This window comes from Pseudogracilibacillus sp. SO10305 (assembly GCF_037072005.1).
Taxonomy (GTDB): domain Bacteria; phylum Bacillota; class Bacilli; order Bacillales; family Amphibacillaceae; genus Pseudogracilibacillus; species Pseudogracilibacillus intestinigallinarum.
This window is the reverse complement of the sequence record NZ_JAXHDE010000003.1, coordinates 45,656-61,886: the sequence shown is the minus strand read 5'-3', so window position 1 is coordinate 61,886 and position 16,231 is coordinate 45,656. Positions and strand designations below refer to the sequence as shown.

The following is a 16,231-nucleotide window of genomic DNA, read 5'->3' as shown; positions in this document are numbered from 1 at the left end:
CTATGAAAAGACCATACATAATCAAAATAGCTTAGGAAAACATTATCTTGTTCTCCTAAGCTATTTTTCTATTGTTTCGCTTCTAAATATTCTTCTAATGTCATTTCTTTTTCATAAATTTCAGTTGCAGCTTGTTCCCCGACATAACGTAAATGCCACGGTTCATATTGATACTTTGTAATATCTTCTTTTCCTTCAGGGTAGCGAATAATAAAGCCGTATTCATGTGCATTGTCTTTTAACCATTTACCTTCATCTGTTTCACCGAATTCAACGATTAAATCAAAGCCGACCTCATCTGTCGTCACATCCATAACTAAACCCGTTTGGTGTTCACTTTCACCGGGACGTGCACTATATGTATTCGCATGTTCTTCTCCATGTTTTTCGACATTCGCTGCAAATACAGCTACTTGACGATCATATGAACGATACCCTGATTGAGCGAACAGGTTTAAACCCTCTGCTTCACTCGCCTCAAATAGTTCTTCTAAAGCGTCTGCAGCAACTTTTCGTAACTGTTTTTTCGGGTCATCTTCCTCAAAAGGAAAACGAACATCTGGGACCGTTAAATCTTCAGGTTCAAACCCTTCTGGTAGTGCATTGGATTTATTCACTAATGCTAAAACTTCATAAGGGTTGTCAATTGCTAATGAAAGATGATCATTGGAATCAGGGCGGTCAAGTTTTGCTGCTGGTTCTACTGTTGTTTGATCCAATTGTTCTTCTATAACTTGTTTCATTGCTTTATCGTATATCCCAGTCGTAGCAATATCTTCCAATTGTAATTGCATATCTGTTAATGCCCATACAGTATAACTGTCTAATACGCCTGTTTCCTCTACATCATAACCGATGTCGATGAGTGCCTGTTGAATCATTGGAACGGCATCTCCTTCCTCACCTTTTACGATCGTTTCTTCTGTTAATTCGTTTGTAGTTGTTTCGTTATTGTTTTCAGTTGCTTCATTTGTGTTTGCTTGTTTTGTTGCTTCTTCATTATTACTACAAGCACTAAGCAATAATATTGCGCTCACACATAACACAATCCATTTTTTCATTTTTTCTACCTCCATTACCTTATGTATTTTCTCACATAATGAAAACGGAATGCAATCATAAGTGTGTAATTGTGCGCAAAATTTGTGTATATAATATGATAGAATAAGGAATAAACGATTAGAGAACAGAAGGAGAGGGGATTTTCATGCGTTATTTAATGGATGTAGCAACATTAAGAGAAAAATTGTTTGATGAAAATGTCATCATATTGGATGCACGTTCTAATTTAGCAAGACCGGATGATGGTTATTATGCATATATGGAAGAACATATTGTCGGTGCACAATATATTCATTTGGAAAAGGATCTATCAGGAGAAGTACGAACGCATGGCGGCAATCATCCACTACCAGACGTTGAGACGTTTTCAAAAAAATTGCGTCAACTAGGGGTAAACAATGATTCAACAGTTGTCGTCTACGATGAAGGCAACGAGATGTTTGCACCACGTGCTTGGTTTGTCCTACGTTATGTCGGTATAGAAAATGTATACGTTTTACAAGGTGGTTTTCGAGCGTGGAAACATGCGACTTATCCTGTAACGTCTGAAACGAAAGAACGAAGGGAAGGTAATTTTACCCCTAATGTTCAACATGACCTAATTATAACGATGGAAGAGGTTCGCGATCGTAATGTGGATACAGAAGTATTATTAGATGCAAGAGCGAAAAACCGTTATCTTGGTAAAACAGAACCATTATATGATAAAGCAGGACATATTCCAGGGGCTAAAAATTTCTTTTGGGCTGACATACTAGATGAAGACGGTAATTGGAAGTCGAAAGAGGCATTACAAGCACATTTTGCTAACTTAAAGGAATACGATACAATTATCACTTCCTGTGGCTCAGGTATTTCGGCGTGTCCTAATGTGCTTGCATTGCAAATAGCGGGATTTGACGATGTAAAACTATATGTTGGAAGTTTTAGTGATTGGATATCATATGAAGAAAATGATATAGAAACGAAGGAATCATAAATGGAAAAACAGCGGTGTGCGTGGGTAACGAAGGACCCCTTATATGAAATTTATCATGATGAAGAATGGGGCAATATGGAACGCTTTTTTAATGATGCGTATTTGTTTGAGATGATTACGCTAGAAGGAGCACAGGCTGGGCTCAGCTGGATAACGATATTAAAACGAAGAGAAAACTATCGCAAAGCATTTGCGCATTTTGATATTGCAACCGTTGCAACATATACAGAAGAAGATGTGAATAAATTGCTCAAAAATGAAGGGATCATTCGAAATGAGCGAAAAATTCGTGCAACCATTCAAAATGCACAGGCAATTTTATATATCCAAGAGGAGTTCGGTTCCTTCCATCAATACATTTGGACCTTTGTCGGGGAGAAAAGTATCGTAAATGATTGGGAAAACTCTTCAGAAGTACCAGCCTCTTCCACCTTATCGACAAAATTAAGTAAAGATTTGAAAAAACGTGGCTTTTCCTTTGTTGGCCCTGTTATTTGCTATTCCTTTTTACAAGCAGTTGGCATCATTCAAGACCATACAAAACAATGCTTTTTGTATAAAAAACAAGGAGAGAACTAATATGACAATTATTTTATCTGCTGAAAAAGCACAGAAAAAAGTAATGACGCAATCTATTATTCCAGTAGATGTACGTATAAAAGATGAAGTATATGGAACAGGAAAAGAAGCATATAAGCATCAACATCTTCCGGGGGCTGTTTATTTAGATTTCAAAGAAGATATAAGCGGAAAAGATTCCTTCTTTCCTGAGATAGAACAAATAAAAACGACATTAGAAGAAAAAGGAATCAATCGTCAAATGGCTATTCTTCTATATGATGAAGGAAATCATCGTGCAGCATCGAAAGCATATGTATTACTTACTTATTTAGGACATGAAGAAGTATATATTTTAGATGGGGGAGCACGTGCTTGGAAAGAAGCGGGATACGAATGGACTGATGAGGTAATCGAACGTGACAAGACCGTGTTTGATGTACAGTTGCAACAAGATTTGCTCGTTCAAATCGATGAAGTAAAAGCACAGTTAGAAGAGAAAAAGTCTGTGCATATCGATGCTCGTATTTATGAAAAGTATAGTGGAGAAACAGCTTCAGGGTATGGGAAGGACGGCCATATTAAAGGCGCACAAAACTTTCCTGCGAAAAATGTGATGGATGCAAATGGTCGGTGGAGGTCATCTACATCATTGCAAAAACAATTTGCATCGGTTAAAGAAAAACAAGAACATATTGTCTCTTGTGGAACAGGAAATTCCGCATGTATCAATGTCGTCGCATTAAAAGAAGCTGGTTTTAAAAATGTGAAATTATATGCAGGTGGCTTTAAAGAATGGTCACAAGACGATCAAAATGAGATTGAGAAAAAATCATAAGGAAGTATATTACTAAAAGAAGCCATCGCTTTATAAACATATTTCTTTCAATCTAAATGTGAAAAACGTACACTAAATATAGATTGTTTAATTATGAAAAGAATGAGGGTGTTGTTCATGGAAGCAGATATTAATGTAAGAAAAACAGAACATATTCGACTCTGTTTAACAGATGCAGTAGAAGGTGTAAATAAGACGACAGGTTTGGAAGGAATTTCTTTCATCCATAATGCACTTCCAGAAATCAATTTTCATGATATTGATCTTGCGACGTCATTTATCGGTAAAACGTTAAAGGCCCCGTTCTTAGTAAGTTCCATGACAGGTGGTTCGGAATTAGCATCGAAAATTAATATAAATTTAGCGTTAGCTAGTGAAGAAAAAGGGTGGGCAATCGGGCTCGGTTCTACACGTGCATTATTAGAAAGTGATGCACATGAAACTTCTTTTTTAATTCGCAAATATGCTACAACAGTGCCACTTATTGCCAATTTAGGTGCAGTGCAATTTAATTATGGGTACGGTGTAGACCATTGTGAAAGAATTGTCGAAAGAACAGAAGCGGATTCACTTGTTCTTCATTTAAATAGTTTACAAGAAGTCGTACAAGATGGTGGCGATTTAAACTTTGAACATTTATTACCGAAAATTGAAGAAGTGTGTAAAAACTTATCTGTTCCAGTAGGGGTAAAAGAAGTAGGTTTCGGTATTGACGGTACGGTTGCGAAAAAATTATACGATGTAGGTATTTCATATATTGATGTTGCTGGTGCAGGTGGAACATCGTGGAGTCAAGTTGAAAAACTAAGAACAGAAGATGATTTACGTAAGCGTGCAGCAGAAGCGTTCAATGATTGGGGTATTCCAACGAAGGATTGTATCGTTTCTGTTAGGTCCCATTTACCGGAAACACCAATCGTATCAAGTGGTGGGATGAAAACAGGAGTAGATGCAGCAAAAGCAATTGCAATCGGTGCCGATGTGATTGGTTATGCTCGTGCTCTATTGAAAGCAGCGACACAATCTGTTGAGAAAGTATTAGAAGTAATGGATCAAATTGAATTTGAATTAAAAATGACCATGTTTGGTATTGGTGTATCAACGATTGAGGAATTAAAAAATACAAAACGTATGAAGATAAATGGACAGTCATTATTAGATTGATTTGTACAACGTTTTGTTTGTTTGATGAGGTGGGAAAGTGAAAGTAGAAATATGGTCTGACTTTGTTTGTCCGTATTGCTATATTGGACAAAAGGCATTCCAACGAGCGTTAGAGAACTTTGAACATAGGGAATATGTGACGATTCAATACAGATGCTTTCAATTGGATCCAGATGCAGAAGTACATAATGAAAGATCAGTAATTGAATTGTTAATGGATAAATTACAACTTCCAAAAGAAAGAACATTATCAAAAATGGCTGCCATTGCTGAAATGGGTAGCAAGTATGATGTACAGATCCACTTGGACAAAATCAATCATACGAATACTTTTGAAGCACACCGACTTGTGAAATTAGCAGAAACATATGGGAAAGATTCGAAAGTAGTGGAACAATTATTTGAAACATATTTTTCTCAATTAGAAAATATCGGTTTGGAAGAAGTATTAATTAATATTGCAGAAGCATCTGCAATTGAGAATGAACATGTTGTTCGTTTATTGAATTGTCGTAAATATACGAATGCAGTAAAGGAAGACCAGTTAGTAGCGGAAGAGATGGGAGTGGAAGGTGTTCCATTCTTCGTCTTTAATGAAGTCCATGCTGTGGCAGGGGCACAAAGTGAAGAAGTGTTTCTTAAAGTCCTACAACAAATATGGGATGAAGAAAATGCCGAAAAAGTAAAACTTGATAAAAATGCTCCCGTATGTGCCACGACTTACTGTGATGGTGATACATGCTACGGGAAGGAATAGTAAAGGCGCTTGGGACATAACAAGTCTTTACTTACCAAAAAACGATCATGTTTATGATGGAAATATAAACTTGATCGTTTTTGTGCGTGTTTTTTTAGCTAACATGAAATGTATATATCGACAAAGAAACTGAATAGAATGCGGTGAAATATTAAATAGGGAAGATGAAATGAAAGAAGATACAGTTCTTTCTCAGTAACATTTATGTAATTTCAAACGAGCATGGCAAAATAAATATCACCCGATACATCAATGTTTAACAGCATTAGGGCCTGATGGATGGTGCATTTTATCACTGCCTTATAAAAAGACATGCGAAAAATGGTGATAATGTATTGCGCCACTTTTTTATTTGTGCTATACTTTATTCGACAACCTAATTGATAATGAATCTCATTCTTATTTAGAACAATACTTAAATTAGAATGATGATAAATAGAGAGAGATAAGATAAAAATGAAACTACGTTATTTAGTTATTCCATTGGTAATATTGTCATTTATATCGATTTTTATCGGTGTATCGGACGTCACACCATTAGATATTTTTAAATTAACAGAAGAACAAGCCGAAGTTTTACTCGTAAGCCGGTTGCCGAGACTTGTCAGTATTTTAATTGCAGGAGCAAGTATGAGTATTGCCGGTCTTATCATGCAACAACTAAGTAAAAATAAGTTTGTATCCCCGACAACGGCAGGTACAATGGATGCCGCTCGTTTCGGAGTACTCGTATCATTAATGTGGTTTACCGCAGCAAGTCCTTTACTAAAGATGTCTATATCTTTTGGATTTGCATTAATTGGTACGTTTGTTTTTATGAAAATTTTAGAGAAAATTAAATTTAAAGATCCCGTGTTTATTCCATTAGTCGGGCTCATGTTCGGTAGTATTATCGATTCAATGGCCACTTTCTTTGCATATAAAAATGATCTTATTCAAAATATGACCTCATGGATGCAAGGTGACTTCTCTATGATTATGAGTGGGAACTATGAACTTTTATATATTAGTATTCCGACACTCATTATCGCATATGTATATGCAAATAAGTTTACGATAGCTGGAATGGGAGAAGAGTTTTCCAAAAATTTAGGTTTAAATTATCGGCAAATTGTAAATATCGGTTTAATCATATCGGCATTTGTTACAGCATCTGTCGTGCTATCTGTTGGTGTTATCCCGTTTCTCGGGCTAATCGTGCCAAATATTGTGACGATTTACCAAGGAGACCATTTAAAAAACAACTTAATACATACGGCTTTGCTAGGGGCATTGTTTGTGCTCGTATGTGATATTATTGGTAGAGTGATTATTTATCCATATGAAGTTCCGATCAATTTAACAGTAGGTGTTATTGGAAGTGGTATTTTCATCTACCTACTATTAAGGAGAAGGAAATATGGGTTATAAAAAAAAGACAATCATTCTTGCTATTATTGCATTATCCCTAGCGCTACTATATATTTTTTATGACCTAACAGGTAATATAGATTACGTATTACCGAGAAGGGTTATGAAAGTTGTCGCCATCATTTTAACTGGTGGAGCAATCGCATTTTCGACAACTATTTTCATGACGATAACAAATAACAGAATTTTAACGCCTAGTATTATGGGAATTGATTCCCTATATTTACTAACGCAAACATTCATCATTTTTATTTTTGGCTCTCGTTCATTAGTCATGATGAACAGCCAACTGAATTATCTAATATCAATAGGTGTCATGGTGTTATTTTCTCTATTATTTTACCGATTATTATTTAAAGGAGAAAATGCAAATATATATTTTCTTTTATTAATCGGGATGATTTTAGGAACATTCTTTAGTAGTTTTACATCTTTCATGCAAGTGCTCATTGATCCAAATGAGTTCATGGTTGCGCAGGATAAGATGTTTGCAAGTATAAACAATGTAAATACGAGCCTCGTTTATCTATCTATTATCTTGATGATAGGGGTTGTCATTTACTTTAGTCGATACTATAAATACTTAGACGTATTAGCTTTAGGAAAGGACCACGCAACAAACTTAGGTGTTCCCTATGACTTTGTTGTAAAACGACTATTAATCGTCGTTGCGATTTTAATCTCTATTGCAACAGCTTTGATTGGTCCAATTACATTTTTAGGCTTACTCGTCGTAAACATTGCTTACGAGTTTATGAAGACTTACAGGCATTTATACATTATCTTAGGCTCTGTATTAATTAGCATTATCGCATTAATAGGTGGTCAATTTATTGTTGAAAAGATCTTTACGTTTGAAACGACATTAAGTGTTATTATAAATTTCGTTGGTGGAATTTACTTCATCTATTTAATTCTAAAGGAGAATAAATCATGGTAGATATAAAAAGTGTATTTAAAACGTATAACAACAAAAAAGTTATTGATGATGTGTCATTAACAATTCCAAAAGGGAAAATAACATCGTTTATTGGACCGAATGGAGCAGGTAAAAGTACGTTAATCTCTATGGTTAGTAGGCTCATTGCAAAAGACGAAGGGATCATCACGATTGATGGAGAAGATATAAGCAAGTCAAAAGATAGTGAACTTGCGCGTAAAATCTCAATTTTAAAACAATCGAACTCGATGAATGTAAAGTTAACTGTAAGAGAGCTTATTTCCTTTGGGCGTTTTCCATATTCAAAAGGAAACTTGAAGCGTGAGGATTGGAAAAAGGTAGATGAAGCAATTGCATACATGGAATTAGCAGATATTCAGCATAAATTTCTAGATGAATTAAGTGGTGGACAACGCCAGCGCGCATTTATCGCAATGGTACTTGCTCAAGATACAGAATATATTTTACTGGATGAACCATTAAATAACTTAGATATGCGACACGCCGTACAAATTATGAAGACATTACGTAGACTTTGTGATGAGTTAGGCAAAACAATTGTTATTGTCATCCATGATATTAACTTCGCTTCATGTTATTCAGATGAAATTGTCGCTTTAAAAGATGGAAGAATCGTTAAGCAAGGCCATACTTGTGATGTCATTGATTCATGTGTGTTAAAAGAAATTTATGATATGGATATTGAAATTAAAGAAATTGAAGACCAAAGAATTTGTGTCTATTTCTAAAAAATATGTGAGGTATATAATTCAATGAAAAAAATATATGTAAGTTTATTATTGGTAGTTGTCATGGTAATTGCAGCAGCTTGTGGTTCAAATAATAGTGGAAACAACGGAAATGATAATACGTCTAACAATAACGAAGCATCGGAAACGATGACAATCGAACACGAGTTAGGAACGTCTGAAATCGAAAAAAACCCAGAAAAAGTTGTAGTGTTTGATTTTGGTGTGTTAGATACATTCAAAAAATTAGGTTTAGAAGATAAAGTAGTTGGTGTTGCACAAGCAGGTGTGATTCCAAGTTATATTGATGAATTCGCATCAGAAGACTATGCAAATATTGGTTCATTAAAAGAGCCCGACTTTGAAAAAATCGCAGAACTTGATCCAGATTTAATCCTTATCTCTGGGCGTCAATCAGAAGTATATGATCAATTACAAGAAATTGCGGAGACTGTTTTCATAGGAGTAGATACGGAAAATTATATGGACTCATTTACTGAGAACGTAACTACTATTGGAGAAATGTTTGGAAAAGAATCAGAAGTTGAAGATGCATTAGCTGAAATTGATGATACCATTGCTTCTGTAAATGAAAAAGCAGAAGAGGCTGATAAAAACGCATTAATTATTTTAGCGAATGATGATAAGATTAGTGCATATGGCCCTAGCTCACGTTTCGGAATTATCCATGACGTATTCGGTGTACCAGCTGTAGATGAAGGAATTGAAGTATCTACACACGGAAGTAACGTATCATTTGAATACGTGACAGAACAAGACCCTGATTTATTATATGTAATCGATCGTGGTGCTGTTGTTGGTGGAGAATCTTCGGCGAAACAAGTAGTTGAAAATAAATTAATGGAACGTACAAAAGCATTCCAAAATGATGACATTTATTATTTAGATCCTGAATTCTGGTACTTATCAGGTGGAGGATTAATTTCGGTTCAAGAAATGGCGAACCAAATTGAAGAAAGTTTAGTAAAATAAGATAGCAGTTAAAATCGAAAAGGACTATGGTAAAGATTCATTTGCCATAGTCCTTTTTTGATGATAATTATAGAGATCATCGTGTAAAGGAATAACCGCATATACTATTTTCTGAATTTACATTCTCTTTACATTGCTTTCATATTCTCTTTACATTCACCCCTTATACTGAAAGTGAATCAAAAAACGAGGATGAAAAAGAGGAGAGAAGAATATGAGGAAGAATCACATGTGGAAAGCCATTTTATTAGGAGCTTTCGTGCTAATTTTAGTAGCATGCCAAGGAAAAGCAGAAGACAGTAATGCGAACAATGGTACAAACAGCGATGCAAATGGAAATAATGAAGGAACAGAACAATTAGAAGGTAGTGTAGTAATCGATGGATCTGGAACAGTTTATCCTCTAATGGCGAAGTTAGCGGAAGAATATATGGTGAATGAACAAGAAAATGTATCAGTAGAAGTAAGCCGTGCGGGTACGAGTGCAGGTTTTGAAAAGTTTTTAGTAGAAAATGGAACAGATTTTAATGACGCTTCACGTGAAATTAAAGAGGAAGAAGCAGCCAAAGCAGAAGAGTTAGGGATTGACGTACAAGAATTAAAAGTAGCATTAGACGGTTTAACATTCGTGGTCAATAAAGAGAATGATTGGGCAACAGAAATGACAGCAGAGGATCTAAAGAAAATTTTCTTAGCAGATGAAGACGTAACGAATTGGTCAGATATTAATCCAGATTGGCCGGATGAAAAAATAAATACGTACGGTCCAAACGAAAATCATGGAACATATGAATTCTTTTTTGAAAATGTTTTAGAAGAAAAAGATTTAGTAACAGATATTGATTTACAACAAGAATATTCAACGTTAGTAAATTTAATTGAAGATGACAAAAATGGTATTGCATTTTTCGGGTTTGGTTATTACGTAAACAACCAAGATAAATTACAAGCAGTATCTGTAGATTTCGGTGACGGTGCGGTAGAGCCTTCTCTAGATACGATTGCAGAAGATGGAGATTACGCAGACTTTACTCGACCAGTATTCACTTACTTAAATGTAAACAATGCAAAGGAAAAGCCACAAGTATTAGACTTTGCAGAGTATGTCTTAAACAATATGAACGAATTTGCAGGTGAAACAGGGTTCGCACCTATTCCAGATGAGGAAGTAAATGAAAACTTGTCTATCATCGATTCACTGAAGTAAGTAGTAGGAGGGAATCATCTTGTCAGATAAACAATGGAACGTTCGAGAATTGATGAAACAAGAAACGGCCATACAAAGGTGGAAAGTGAAGGGGGAAAAGATGATTCCTACACTTCTTTTCCTCTTTACTAGTATTTCAATTTTAACGACAATCGGGATTATTTATATACTCTTTTCTGAATCGGTACATTTCTTTCGAGAAGTACCGATTTGGGAGTTTTTTACTTCAACGAATTTAAAACCATTGAGTGAAAATCCATCATTTGGTGTTTTACCATTATTAGTCGGTACATTTACTGCGACGATCATTGCGCTAATTGTAGCCATTCCAATTGGTTTAATGTCTGCTATCTATTTAAGTGAATATGCACCTAAAAAATTACGGAAAGTGTTAAAGCCTGCATTAGAAATTTTAGCAGGTATTCCGACTATTGTGTATGGATTTTTTGCATTTACTTTTGTCACGCCAATGTTAAAGCATATTATTCCAGGATTGGAATCTACCAATATATTAAGTCCAGGAATTGTCATGGGTATTATGATTATACCAATGATTGCTTCTTTATCAGAAGATGCAATGAATGCTGTTCCGACAGCTGTAAAAGACGGAGCTCTTGCAATGGGCGCAACTAGACTAGAAGTTGTTACGAAAATTGTTATTCCTGGTGCCCTATCGGGAATTGTTGCTTCTATTGTTCTTGCGACTTCACGTGCGATTGGTGAGACGATGATCGTGACGATAGCAAGTGGTAGTACGAAAAATTTTACATTCGATATTACACAATCGATGCAGACGATGACGGCTTATATTGTAGAAGTGACGGGGGGAGATGCACCTGCCGGTTCTACAATTTATTACAGTTTATATGCAGTCGCATTAACATTATTCGTCTTTACATTATTGATGAACATTTTGGCGAATTATATTTCGAAAAAATGGAAAGCACAATATGAATAAGGTGTGTGAAAGATGAGACAATTAAATCCTGTTTTAGTAGAAAAAAGAACGAATAAAAAAATTATAATCAATCATATAGCGAAAGGTTTATTTTTAAGTGCGACATTATTTGCGTTAATTGTTTTAGCTATTTTATTGTATCGTGTATGTGCAGACGGTATCGCTTTTTTAAATATGGATTTTGTTACTGGGAAATTATCGACAGATCCAGAAAAAGCTGGAATTTTCGGAGCAATAATTGGAACACTTTGGTTAATGCTAGTCGTGGCACCAGTGACGATGATATTAGGGGTTGCGACAGCTATTTATTTAGAATTGTACGCGAAGCAAGGGAAAGTACGTGATTTTATTCAAATGAATATCGGCAACTTAGCTGGTGTCCCATCTATCGTATACGGAATTTTAGGAATGACGATTTTCGTCCGTACATTACAATTAGGAAATATCGTCTTAGCTGGTGGATTAACGATGGCATTATTAATTTTGCCAATTACGATTGTTGCAAGTCAAGAGGCTTTACGTACAGTGCCTAATTATATGACAGAAGGATCATATGGGCTTGGTGCGACCAAATGGCAAACCATTCAAAACGTTATTTTGCCAATTGCGTTACCTGGAATTTTAACTGGTGCTATTTTATCTTTATCTCGCGCAATAGGGGAAACAGCTCCGCTCGTTGTCATAGGAATTCCGGCATTACTTATACCGATTCCTGGAAGTATTTTCGATAAATTTACAGTGCTACCAGTCCAAATTTATTATTGGACATTAGATTCGACGATGGTGCGCGAATATGCGAATTTAGCAGCGGCAACGATTATCGTATTACTAATTGTCCTATTTCTACTAAACGCAACCGCTATTTTTATTCGAAATAAATTTGAAAAAACATTTGATTGAAAGACTGTTGCATTATATTTGTATGTTGTGAAGCATCATGCGAATGAAGAGAAAATAAATACGGATAGAAGTATATTTTATGATTACTAGGAGGAGATTGTATGTCTGTTGTAACAATGGAAAGACAGGAAACACGACCACATATTCAATTGTTAGAAAAAGAAGCAATCGAACGTGAAACAGTATATAAATCAGAAGGATTAAACTTATGGTATGGAGATACACATGCATTAAAAGATATTAATATGGCAATTCGTAACAAAGAAGTGACAGCAATTATCGGACCGTCTGGGTGTGGGAAATCAACATATTTAAAAACATTAAACCGTATGGTGGAACAAGCAACAAACGTAAAAGTGAAAGGAAAAGTTTGGTATCGTGACACGAATATTTTTGATCCAACTTTGAAAGTAGAACATTTGCGTACAGATGTAGGGATGGTCTTTCAAAAGGCGAATCCTTTTCCAAAATCAATCTATGAAAATATTGCATATGGACCTCGTATTCACGGGATCCGCAAAAAAGCCATTTTAGATGAAATTGTGGAAACGAGTTTGAGAAAAGCTTTTATTTGGGACGAAGTAAAGGATCGTTTACATGATAATGCATATCGCTTATCAGGTGGACAACAGCAACGGCTATGTATTGCAAGATGTTTAGCAATCGAACCAGAAGTGATCTTAATGGACGAACCGACATCTGCCTTAGATCCAAAATCAACATTGAAAATCGAAGAGCTTATTACAACGTTAAAAGATGATTATGCGATTATTATTGTGACACATAATATGCAACAAGCAGCGAGGATTTCAGATCAAACAGCCTTCTTTTATGAAGGTGAAATTGTCGAATATGGAGAAACAAAACAAATATTCGAAGACCCACAAGATAAGCGCACATATGCATATATTAATGGTCAATTTGGTTAACGTAGAAACTATCTATATTTATGGATAGTTTTTTCTTTTACGTCGATATAGGTATAAATATTCATTTAATTATGTAATGGAGTGAATATTAAGTCGCTAAACACAGGAAAATGTATAGGTAATATGATATGATTAGAGAAATTCCAGTTTTATCGGAAAAAAATGAGTCGAAAGAAGGAAGGTAAAGATGAAGTTTACACAGGCGATTAGTTTTAAATTGGTAGTTTTATTTGTTTCCTTATTGTTGATAGCGATTACAATTGTAGGAGTTGTTTCGTATCAAAAAACAAAGGCATTGGAGTATTCCATTATGCAAAAGAAGCATTTAGAAGAAATCTCCCCTAAATTTACTGAAATTTTTCAAATGTATGAGACGAAAGTACAAGAACTGTTAACAGAAGATGAAATGGCGTTTCAAACATATACATATACAAATTCACCGAAAGAGGTCTCCAATATGCCGAATGTCAATAACCCGGTGAAAACAGCGTTTTACGAAACATATTTAACAGAGGTAATGGAAGACTATACATATACATTAAACACATTTTTCGCTACGGACGAAGGTGAATTTTACTTAAGTAATCTACCGCCTGATGAAGTCAATTTAAATGAATACGATCCAAAAGAGACAGACTGGTATGATTTAGCGGTTAATAATCCGGCAGAAGTTGTTTGGACAGAACCTTATTTAGATACGGGATCAGGAAAGCCGACGATTACACTTGCACGTACAATCGAAGATGATCACGGAGAAGTAATAGGTGTATTTGGACTCGATTTTGATATGCACGGACTTGCTTTAATTTTACGAAAAGATGTATTGCAAACGACAGTGATTGTTTCTGCGGTGACACTTATTATCGGCATTGCTATCGTCTATTATTTTGCAAGAAGACTCCGAAAAGGGTTAGGGATTATCCGCCACCGACTAAGTGAGATTGCAGATGGAGAATTATTCCATGCACCAATCCATGTACAAACGAAAGATGAAATAAATGAATTAGCAATGACGATGAATATGATGCAAGCAAATTTACAATCGATTATGCAAGATGTGGGACGTGCTTCCACAGAACTATCAGAACATAGCAAAACATTATCGTTGTCAGCAGAAGATGTAAATAAAGGTGCTGACCAAGTCGCAATGACGATGCAAGAGTTAGCAACAGGTTCAGAAACACAGGCAGGAAGTGTGTACGATTTATCGACATCCATGGGACAGTTTACGGAGGACGTAATAGCAGTAAATGAATACGGAGAAAAAATTGGTGCCACGACTGAAAATGTTCGTCATTTAACGACAGAAGGGGTCACATTAATGGCTCAATCAAAAGAGCAAATGGAAGTTATAGACCGAATCGTCCAACATGCTGTCGAACAAGTACAGCAGTTAGATGAACAATCAAAAGAAATTACAGAATTAGTGGCGGTCATCCGTGCTATTTCGGAACAGACAAATTTACTTGCATTAAATGCAGCGATTGAAGCAGCAAGGGCAGGGGAGAGTGGAAAAGGATTTGCGGTAGTAGCAGATGAGGTACGAAAATTGTCAGAAGAAGTTGCGCATTCTGTCAGCAATATTACAAATATTGTGACGACCATCCAACGAGATACGAAAGAAGTAACTACCTCTCTTCAAGAAGGATATGAAGAAGTGAAACGTGGTACTGCTCAAATGGACGGAACGAACGATAAATTTGCAGGTATTAATGAGGCGATTAATAGCATGGTAAGTAGTGTAGAACATACTTCTTCGAGACTTGAAGGAATTATGGGTAATAGTACACAGATGAATGATATGATTCAAGATATTGCTGCTGTAGCTGAACAGTTTGCTGCAGGTGTAGAAGAAACGTCTGCAACATCTGAGGAAACGAATGCGGCAATGGAAGAGGTTGCAGAGAGTTCTAATGAGTTATCACAACTATCACAAAATTTACATGAAATTGTAAGCAAATTTAAATTATAATTAATTTTTCCTTTTTGTCATATTTAAAAGAAGAGCAACATGTAAAAATGTAGTATAATAAAGGATGGCATATAATAGTTGCGTTCATTCATTTTCATATGTTTGAATGGATGTAGACGTAAAATAAAGGAGTTTTTTCATGAAGAAAGGGTTAATAGTTTTCTTATCTGCCATTCTTGTATTTATTTTAGCTGCCTGTGGTGGGGATAAGAAGGAAAATGCAGAGGAGACGACACAGTTTGAAGTACCTGAAGAGGAACGTGTCGGAGAAGATGAGGTTGTTGCAGTTGTTAATGGAGAAGAAGTAAAAGGTGCAGTATATAATTTAGTATATACACAGTTAGCATTACACGCACATCAAATGCAAAAAGAAACAGAGAACGATGAATTAAAAGAAGCTGCATTAACATCTGTTATTGATCGCCAAATTGTTTTACAAGAGGCGAAAAAAGAAGATATTGAAGTGACAGATAAAGAAGCGGAAGAACATTTAAAGAAATTAAAAGATGAAAGTGGCGACGAATTAGAAACACTTTTACAACAATACCAAATTTCAGAAAGTGAATTCAAAGATCAGCTTATTTTTGAATTAACTTTAAATGATTATATGGTTAAAACGGTTGATGTAGATGTAACAGAAGATGAAATTAAAGAGTATTATGAAAAAGCGAAGGAAGGAACGGAAGATATTCCTCCTTATGAAGAAATAAAATTACAATTAGAAAAACAATTGTTGAATGATAAAACATTAGAGACGTTTCAAAGTCATATCGATTCTATAAAAGAAAAATCTGATATCGAAACAAAAATTTAAA

At 35.3% G+C, this 16,231-nt stretch carries 16 protein-coding genes; 15 read left to right on the top strand and 1 reads right to left on the bottom strand.

Translation table 11 applies throughout. The features are described from left to right. Positions 1-68 precede the first annotated feature (68 nt). Entirely contained in the window at positions 69-1,061 is a 993-nt protein-coding gene (locus SPD45_RS04275) for a D-alanyl-D-alanine carboxypeptidase family protein (RefSeq protein ID WP_336266467.1), read from the bottom strand. Between the two features lie 146 nt (positions 1,062-1,207). On the opposite strand from SPD45_RS04275, the gene SPD45_RS04270 reads away from it, so the two are divergent. The 15 genes from SPD45_RS04270 (at position 1,208) to SPD45_RS04200 (ending at position 16,230) form a co-directional block, all read left to right on the top strand. Further along, the gene (locus SPD45_RS04270; RefSeq protein WP_336266466.1) at positions 1,208-2,041 is read left to right on the top strand and encodes a sulfurtransferase; all 834 of its coding nucleotides are present in this window, start codon (positions 1,208-1,210) and stop codon (positions 2,039-2,041) included. Beyond that, positions 2,042-2,620 carry a DNA-3-methyladenine glycosylase I gene (locus tag SPD45_RS04265; protein ID WP_336266465.1) on the top strand — a complete coding sequence of 193 codons (579 nt, stop codon included), beginning with the start codon at positions 2,042-2,044 and terminating at the stop codon, positions 2,618-2,620. 1 nt (position 2,621) lies between these two features. Beyond that, entirely contained in the window at positions 2,622-3,437 is an 816-nt protein-coding gene (locus tag SPD45_RS04260) for a sulfurtransferase (protein ID WP_336266464.1), read from the top strand. Between the two features lie 117 nt (positions 3,438-3,554). Further along, complete coding sequence (gene fni, locus SPD45_RS04255) at positions 3,555-4,601, top strand: type 2 isopentenyl-diphosphate Delta-isomerase (protein WP_336266463.1); 1,047 nt, start codon at positions 3,555-3,557, stop codon at positions 4,599-4,601. 37 nt (positions 4,602-4,638) lie between these two features. Then, on the top strand, positions 4,639-5,358 hold the full coding sequence (locus tag SPD45_RS04250) for a DsbA family oxidoreductase (RefSeq protein WP_336266462.1): 720 nt from the start codon (positions 4,639-4,641) through the stop codon (positions 5,356-5,358). 456 nt (positions 5,359-5,814) lie between these two features. Next, positions 5,815-6,768 carry an ABC transporter permease gene (locus SPD45_RS04245; RefSeq protein ID WP_336266461.1) on the top strand — a complete coding sequence of 318 codons (954 nt, stop codon included), beginning with the start codon at positions 5,815-5,817 and terminating at the stop codon, positions 6,766-6,768. Continuing rightward, positions 6,758-7,708 (top strand): iron chelate uptake ABC transporter family permease subunit, encoded by a 951-nt coding sequence (locus SPD45_RS04240; protein ID WP_336266460.1) that lies wholly within the window; start codon positions 6,758-6,760, stop codon positions 7,706-7,708. Before SPD45_RS04245 ends, SPD45_RS04240 begins: the two co-directional genes overlap by 11 nt. Continuing rightward, positions 7,702-8,457, top strand: a complete 756-nt coding sequence (locus tag SPD45_RS04235) for an iron ABC transporter ATP-binding protein (protein WP_336266459.1) — start codon at positions 7,702-7,704, stop codon at positions 8,455-8,457. Before SPD45_RS04240 ends, SPD45_RS04235 begins: the two co-directional genes overlap by 7 nt. A 24-nt stretch (positions 8,458-8,481) precedes the next feature. Next, on the top strand, positions 8,482-9,450 hold the full coding sequence (locus SPD45_RS04230) for a siderophore ABC transporter substrate-binding protein (protein ID WP_336266458.1): 969 nt from the start codon (positions 8,482-8,484) through the stop codon (positions 9,448-9,450). 214 nt (positions 9,451-9,664) lie between these two features. Next, entirely contained in the window at positions 9,665-10,657 is a 993-nt protein-coding gene (locus SPD45_RS04225) for a PstS family phosphate ABC transporter substrate-binding protein (RefSeq protein ID WP_336266457.1), read from the top strand. Positions 10,658-10,709: 52 nt separating this feature from the next. Next, the gene (gene pstC, locus SPD45_RS04220) at positions 10,710-11,615 is read left to right on the top strand and encodes a phosphate ABC transporter permease subunit PstC (RefSeq protein ID WP_336266619.1); all 906 of its coding nucleotides are present in this window, start codon (positions 10,710-10,712) and stop codon (positions 11,613-11,615) included. A 12-nt stretch (positions 11,616-11,627) separates the two neighbouring features. Continuing rightward, a complete protein-coding gene (gene pstA, locus SPD45_RS04215) occupies positions 11,628-12,515 on the top strand; it encodes a phosphate ABC transporter permease PstA (RefSeq protein ID WP_336266456.1) in 888 nt (295 codons plus the stop codon). A gap of 101 nt (positions 12,516-12,616) precedes the next feature. Beyond that, positions 12,617-13,444 carry a phosphate ABC transporter ATP-binding protein PstB gene (gene pstB, locus SPD45_RS04210; protein ID WP_336266455.1) on the top strand — a complete coding sequence of 276 codons (828 nt, stop codon included), beginning with the start codon at positions 12,617-12,619 and terminating at the stop codon, positions 13,442-13,444. Positions 13,445-13,631: 187 nt separating this feature from the next. After that, positions 13,632-15,416: a methyl-accepting chemotaxis protein gene (locus SPD45_RS04205; protein ID WP_336266453.1), complete on the top strand. Its 1,785-nt coding sequence runs from the start codon at positions 13,632-13,634 to the stop codon at positions 15,414-15,416. 139 nt (positions 15,417-15,555) lie between these two features. Next, the gene (locus SPD45_RS04200) at positions 15,556-16,230 is read left to right on the top strand and encodes a SurA N-terminal domain-containing protein (RefSeq protein WP_336266452.1); all 675 of its coding nucleotides are present in this window, start codon (positions 15,556-15,558) and stop codon (positions 16,228-16,230) included. Position 16,231 lies beyond the last annotated feature (1 nt).

Bases quoted from the DNA above. Each gene is read 5' to 3' on its own strand.
- SPD45_RS04275 (WP_336266467.1), bottom strand. From the start codon at position 1,061: ATGAAAAAATGGATTGTGTTATGTGTGAGCGCAATATTATTGCTTAGT.
- SPD45_RS04270 (WP_336266466.1), top strand. From the start codon at position 1,208: ATGCGTTATTTAATGGATGTAGCAACATTAAGAGAAAAATTGTTTGAT.
- SPD45_RS04265 (WP_336266465.1), top strand. From the start codon at position 2,042: ATGGAAAAACAGCGGTGTGCGTGGGTAACGAAGGACCCCTTATATGAA.
- SPD45_RS04260 (WP_336266464.1), top strand. From the start codon at position 2,622: ATGACAATTATTTTATCTGCTGAAAAAGCACAGAAAAAAGTAATGACG.
- fni (WP_336266463.1), top strand. From the start codon at position 3,555: ATGGAAGCAGATATTAATGTAAGAAAAACAGAACATATTCGACTCTGT.
- SPD45_RS04245 (WP_336266461.1), top strand. From the start codon at position 5,815: ATGAAACTACGTTATTTAGTTATTCCATTGGTAATATTGTCATTTATA.
- SPD45_RS04240 (WP_336266460.1), top strand. From the start codon at position 6,758: ATGGGTTATAAAAAAAAGACAATCATTCTTGCTATTATTGCATTATCC.
- SPD45_RS04235 (WP_336266459.1), top strand. From the start codon at position 7,702: ATGGTAGATATAAAAAGTGTATTTAAAACGTATAACAACAAAAAAGTT.
- SPD45_RS04230 (WP_336266458.1), top strand. From the start codon at position 8,482: ATGAAAAAAATATATGTAAGTTTATTATTGGTAGTTGTCATGGTAATT.
- SPD45_RS04225 (WP_336266457.1), top strand. From the start codon at position 9,665: ATGAGGAAGAATCACATGTGGAAAGCCATTTTATTAGGAGCTTTCGTG.
- pstC (WP_336266619.1), top strand. From the start codon at position 10,710: ATGAAACAAGAAACGGCCATACAAAGGTGGAAAGTGAAGGGGGAAAAG.
- pstA (WP_336266456.1), top strand. From the start codon at position 11,628: ATGAGACAATTAAATCCTGTTTTAGTAGAAAAAAGAACGAATAAAAAA.
- pstB (WP_336266455.1), top strand. From the start codon at position 12,617: ATGTCTGTTGTAACAATGGAAAGACAGGAAACACGACCACATATTCAA.
- SPD45_RS04205 (WP_336266453.1), top strand. From the start codon at position 13,632: ATGAAGTTTACACAGGCGATTAGTTTTAAATTGGTAGTTTTATTTGTT.
- SPD45_RS04200 (WP_336266452.1), top strand. From the start codon at position 15,556: ATGAAGAAAGGGTTAATAGTTTTCTTATCTGCCATTCTTGTATTTATT.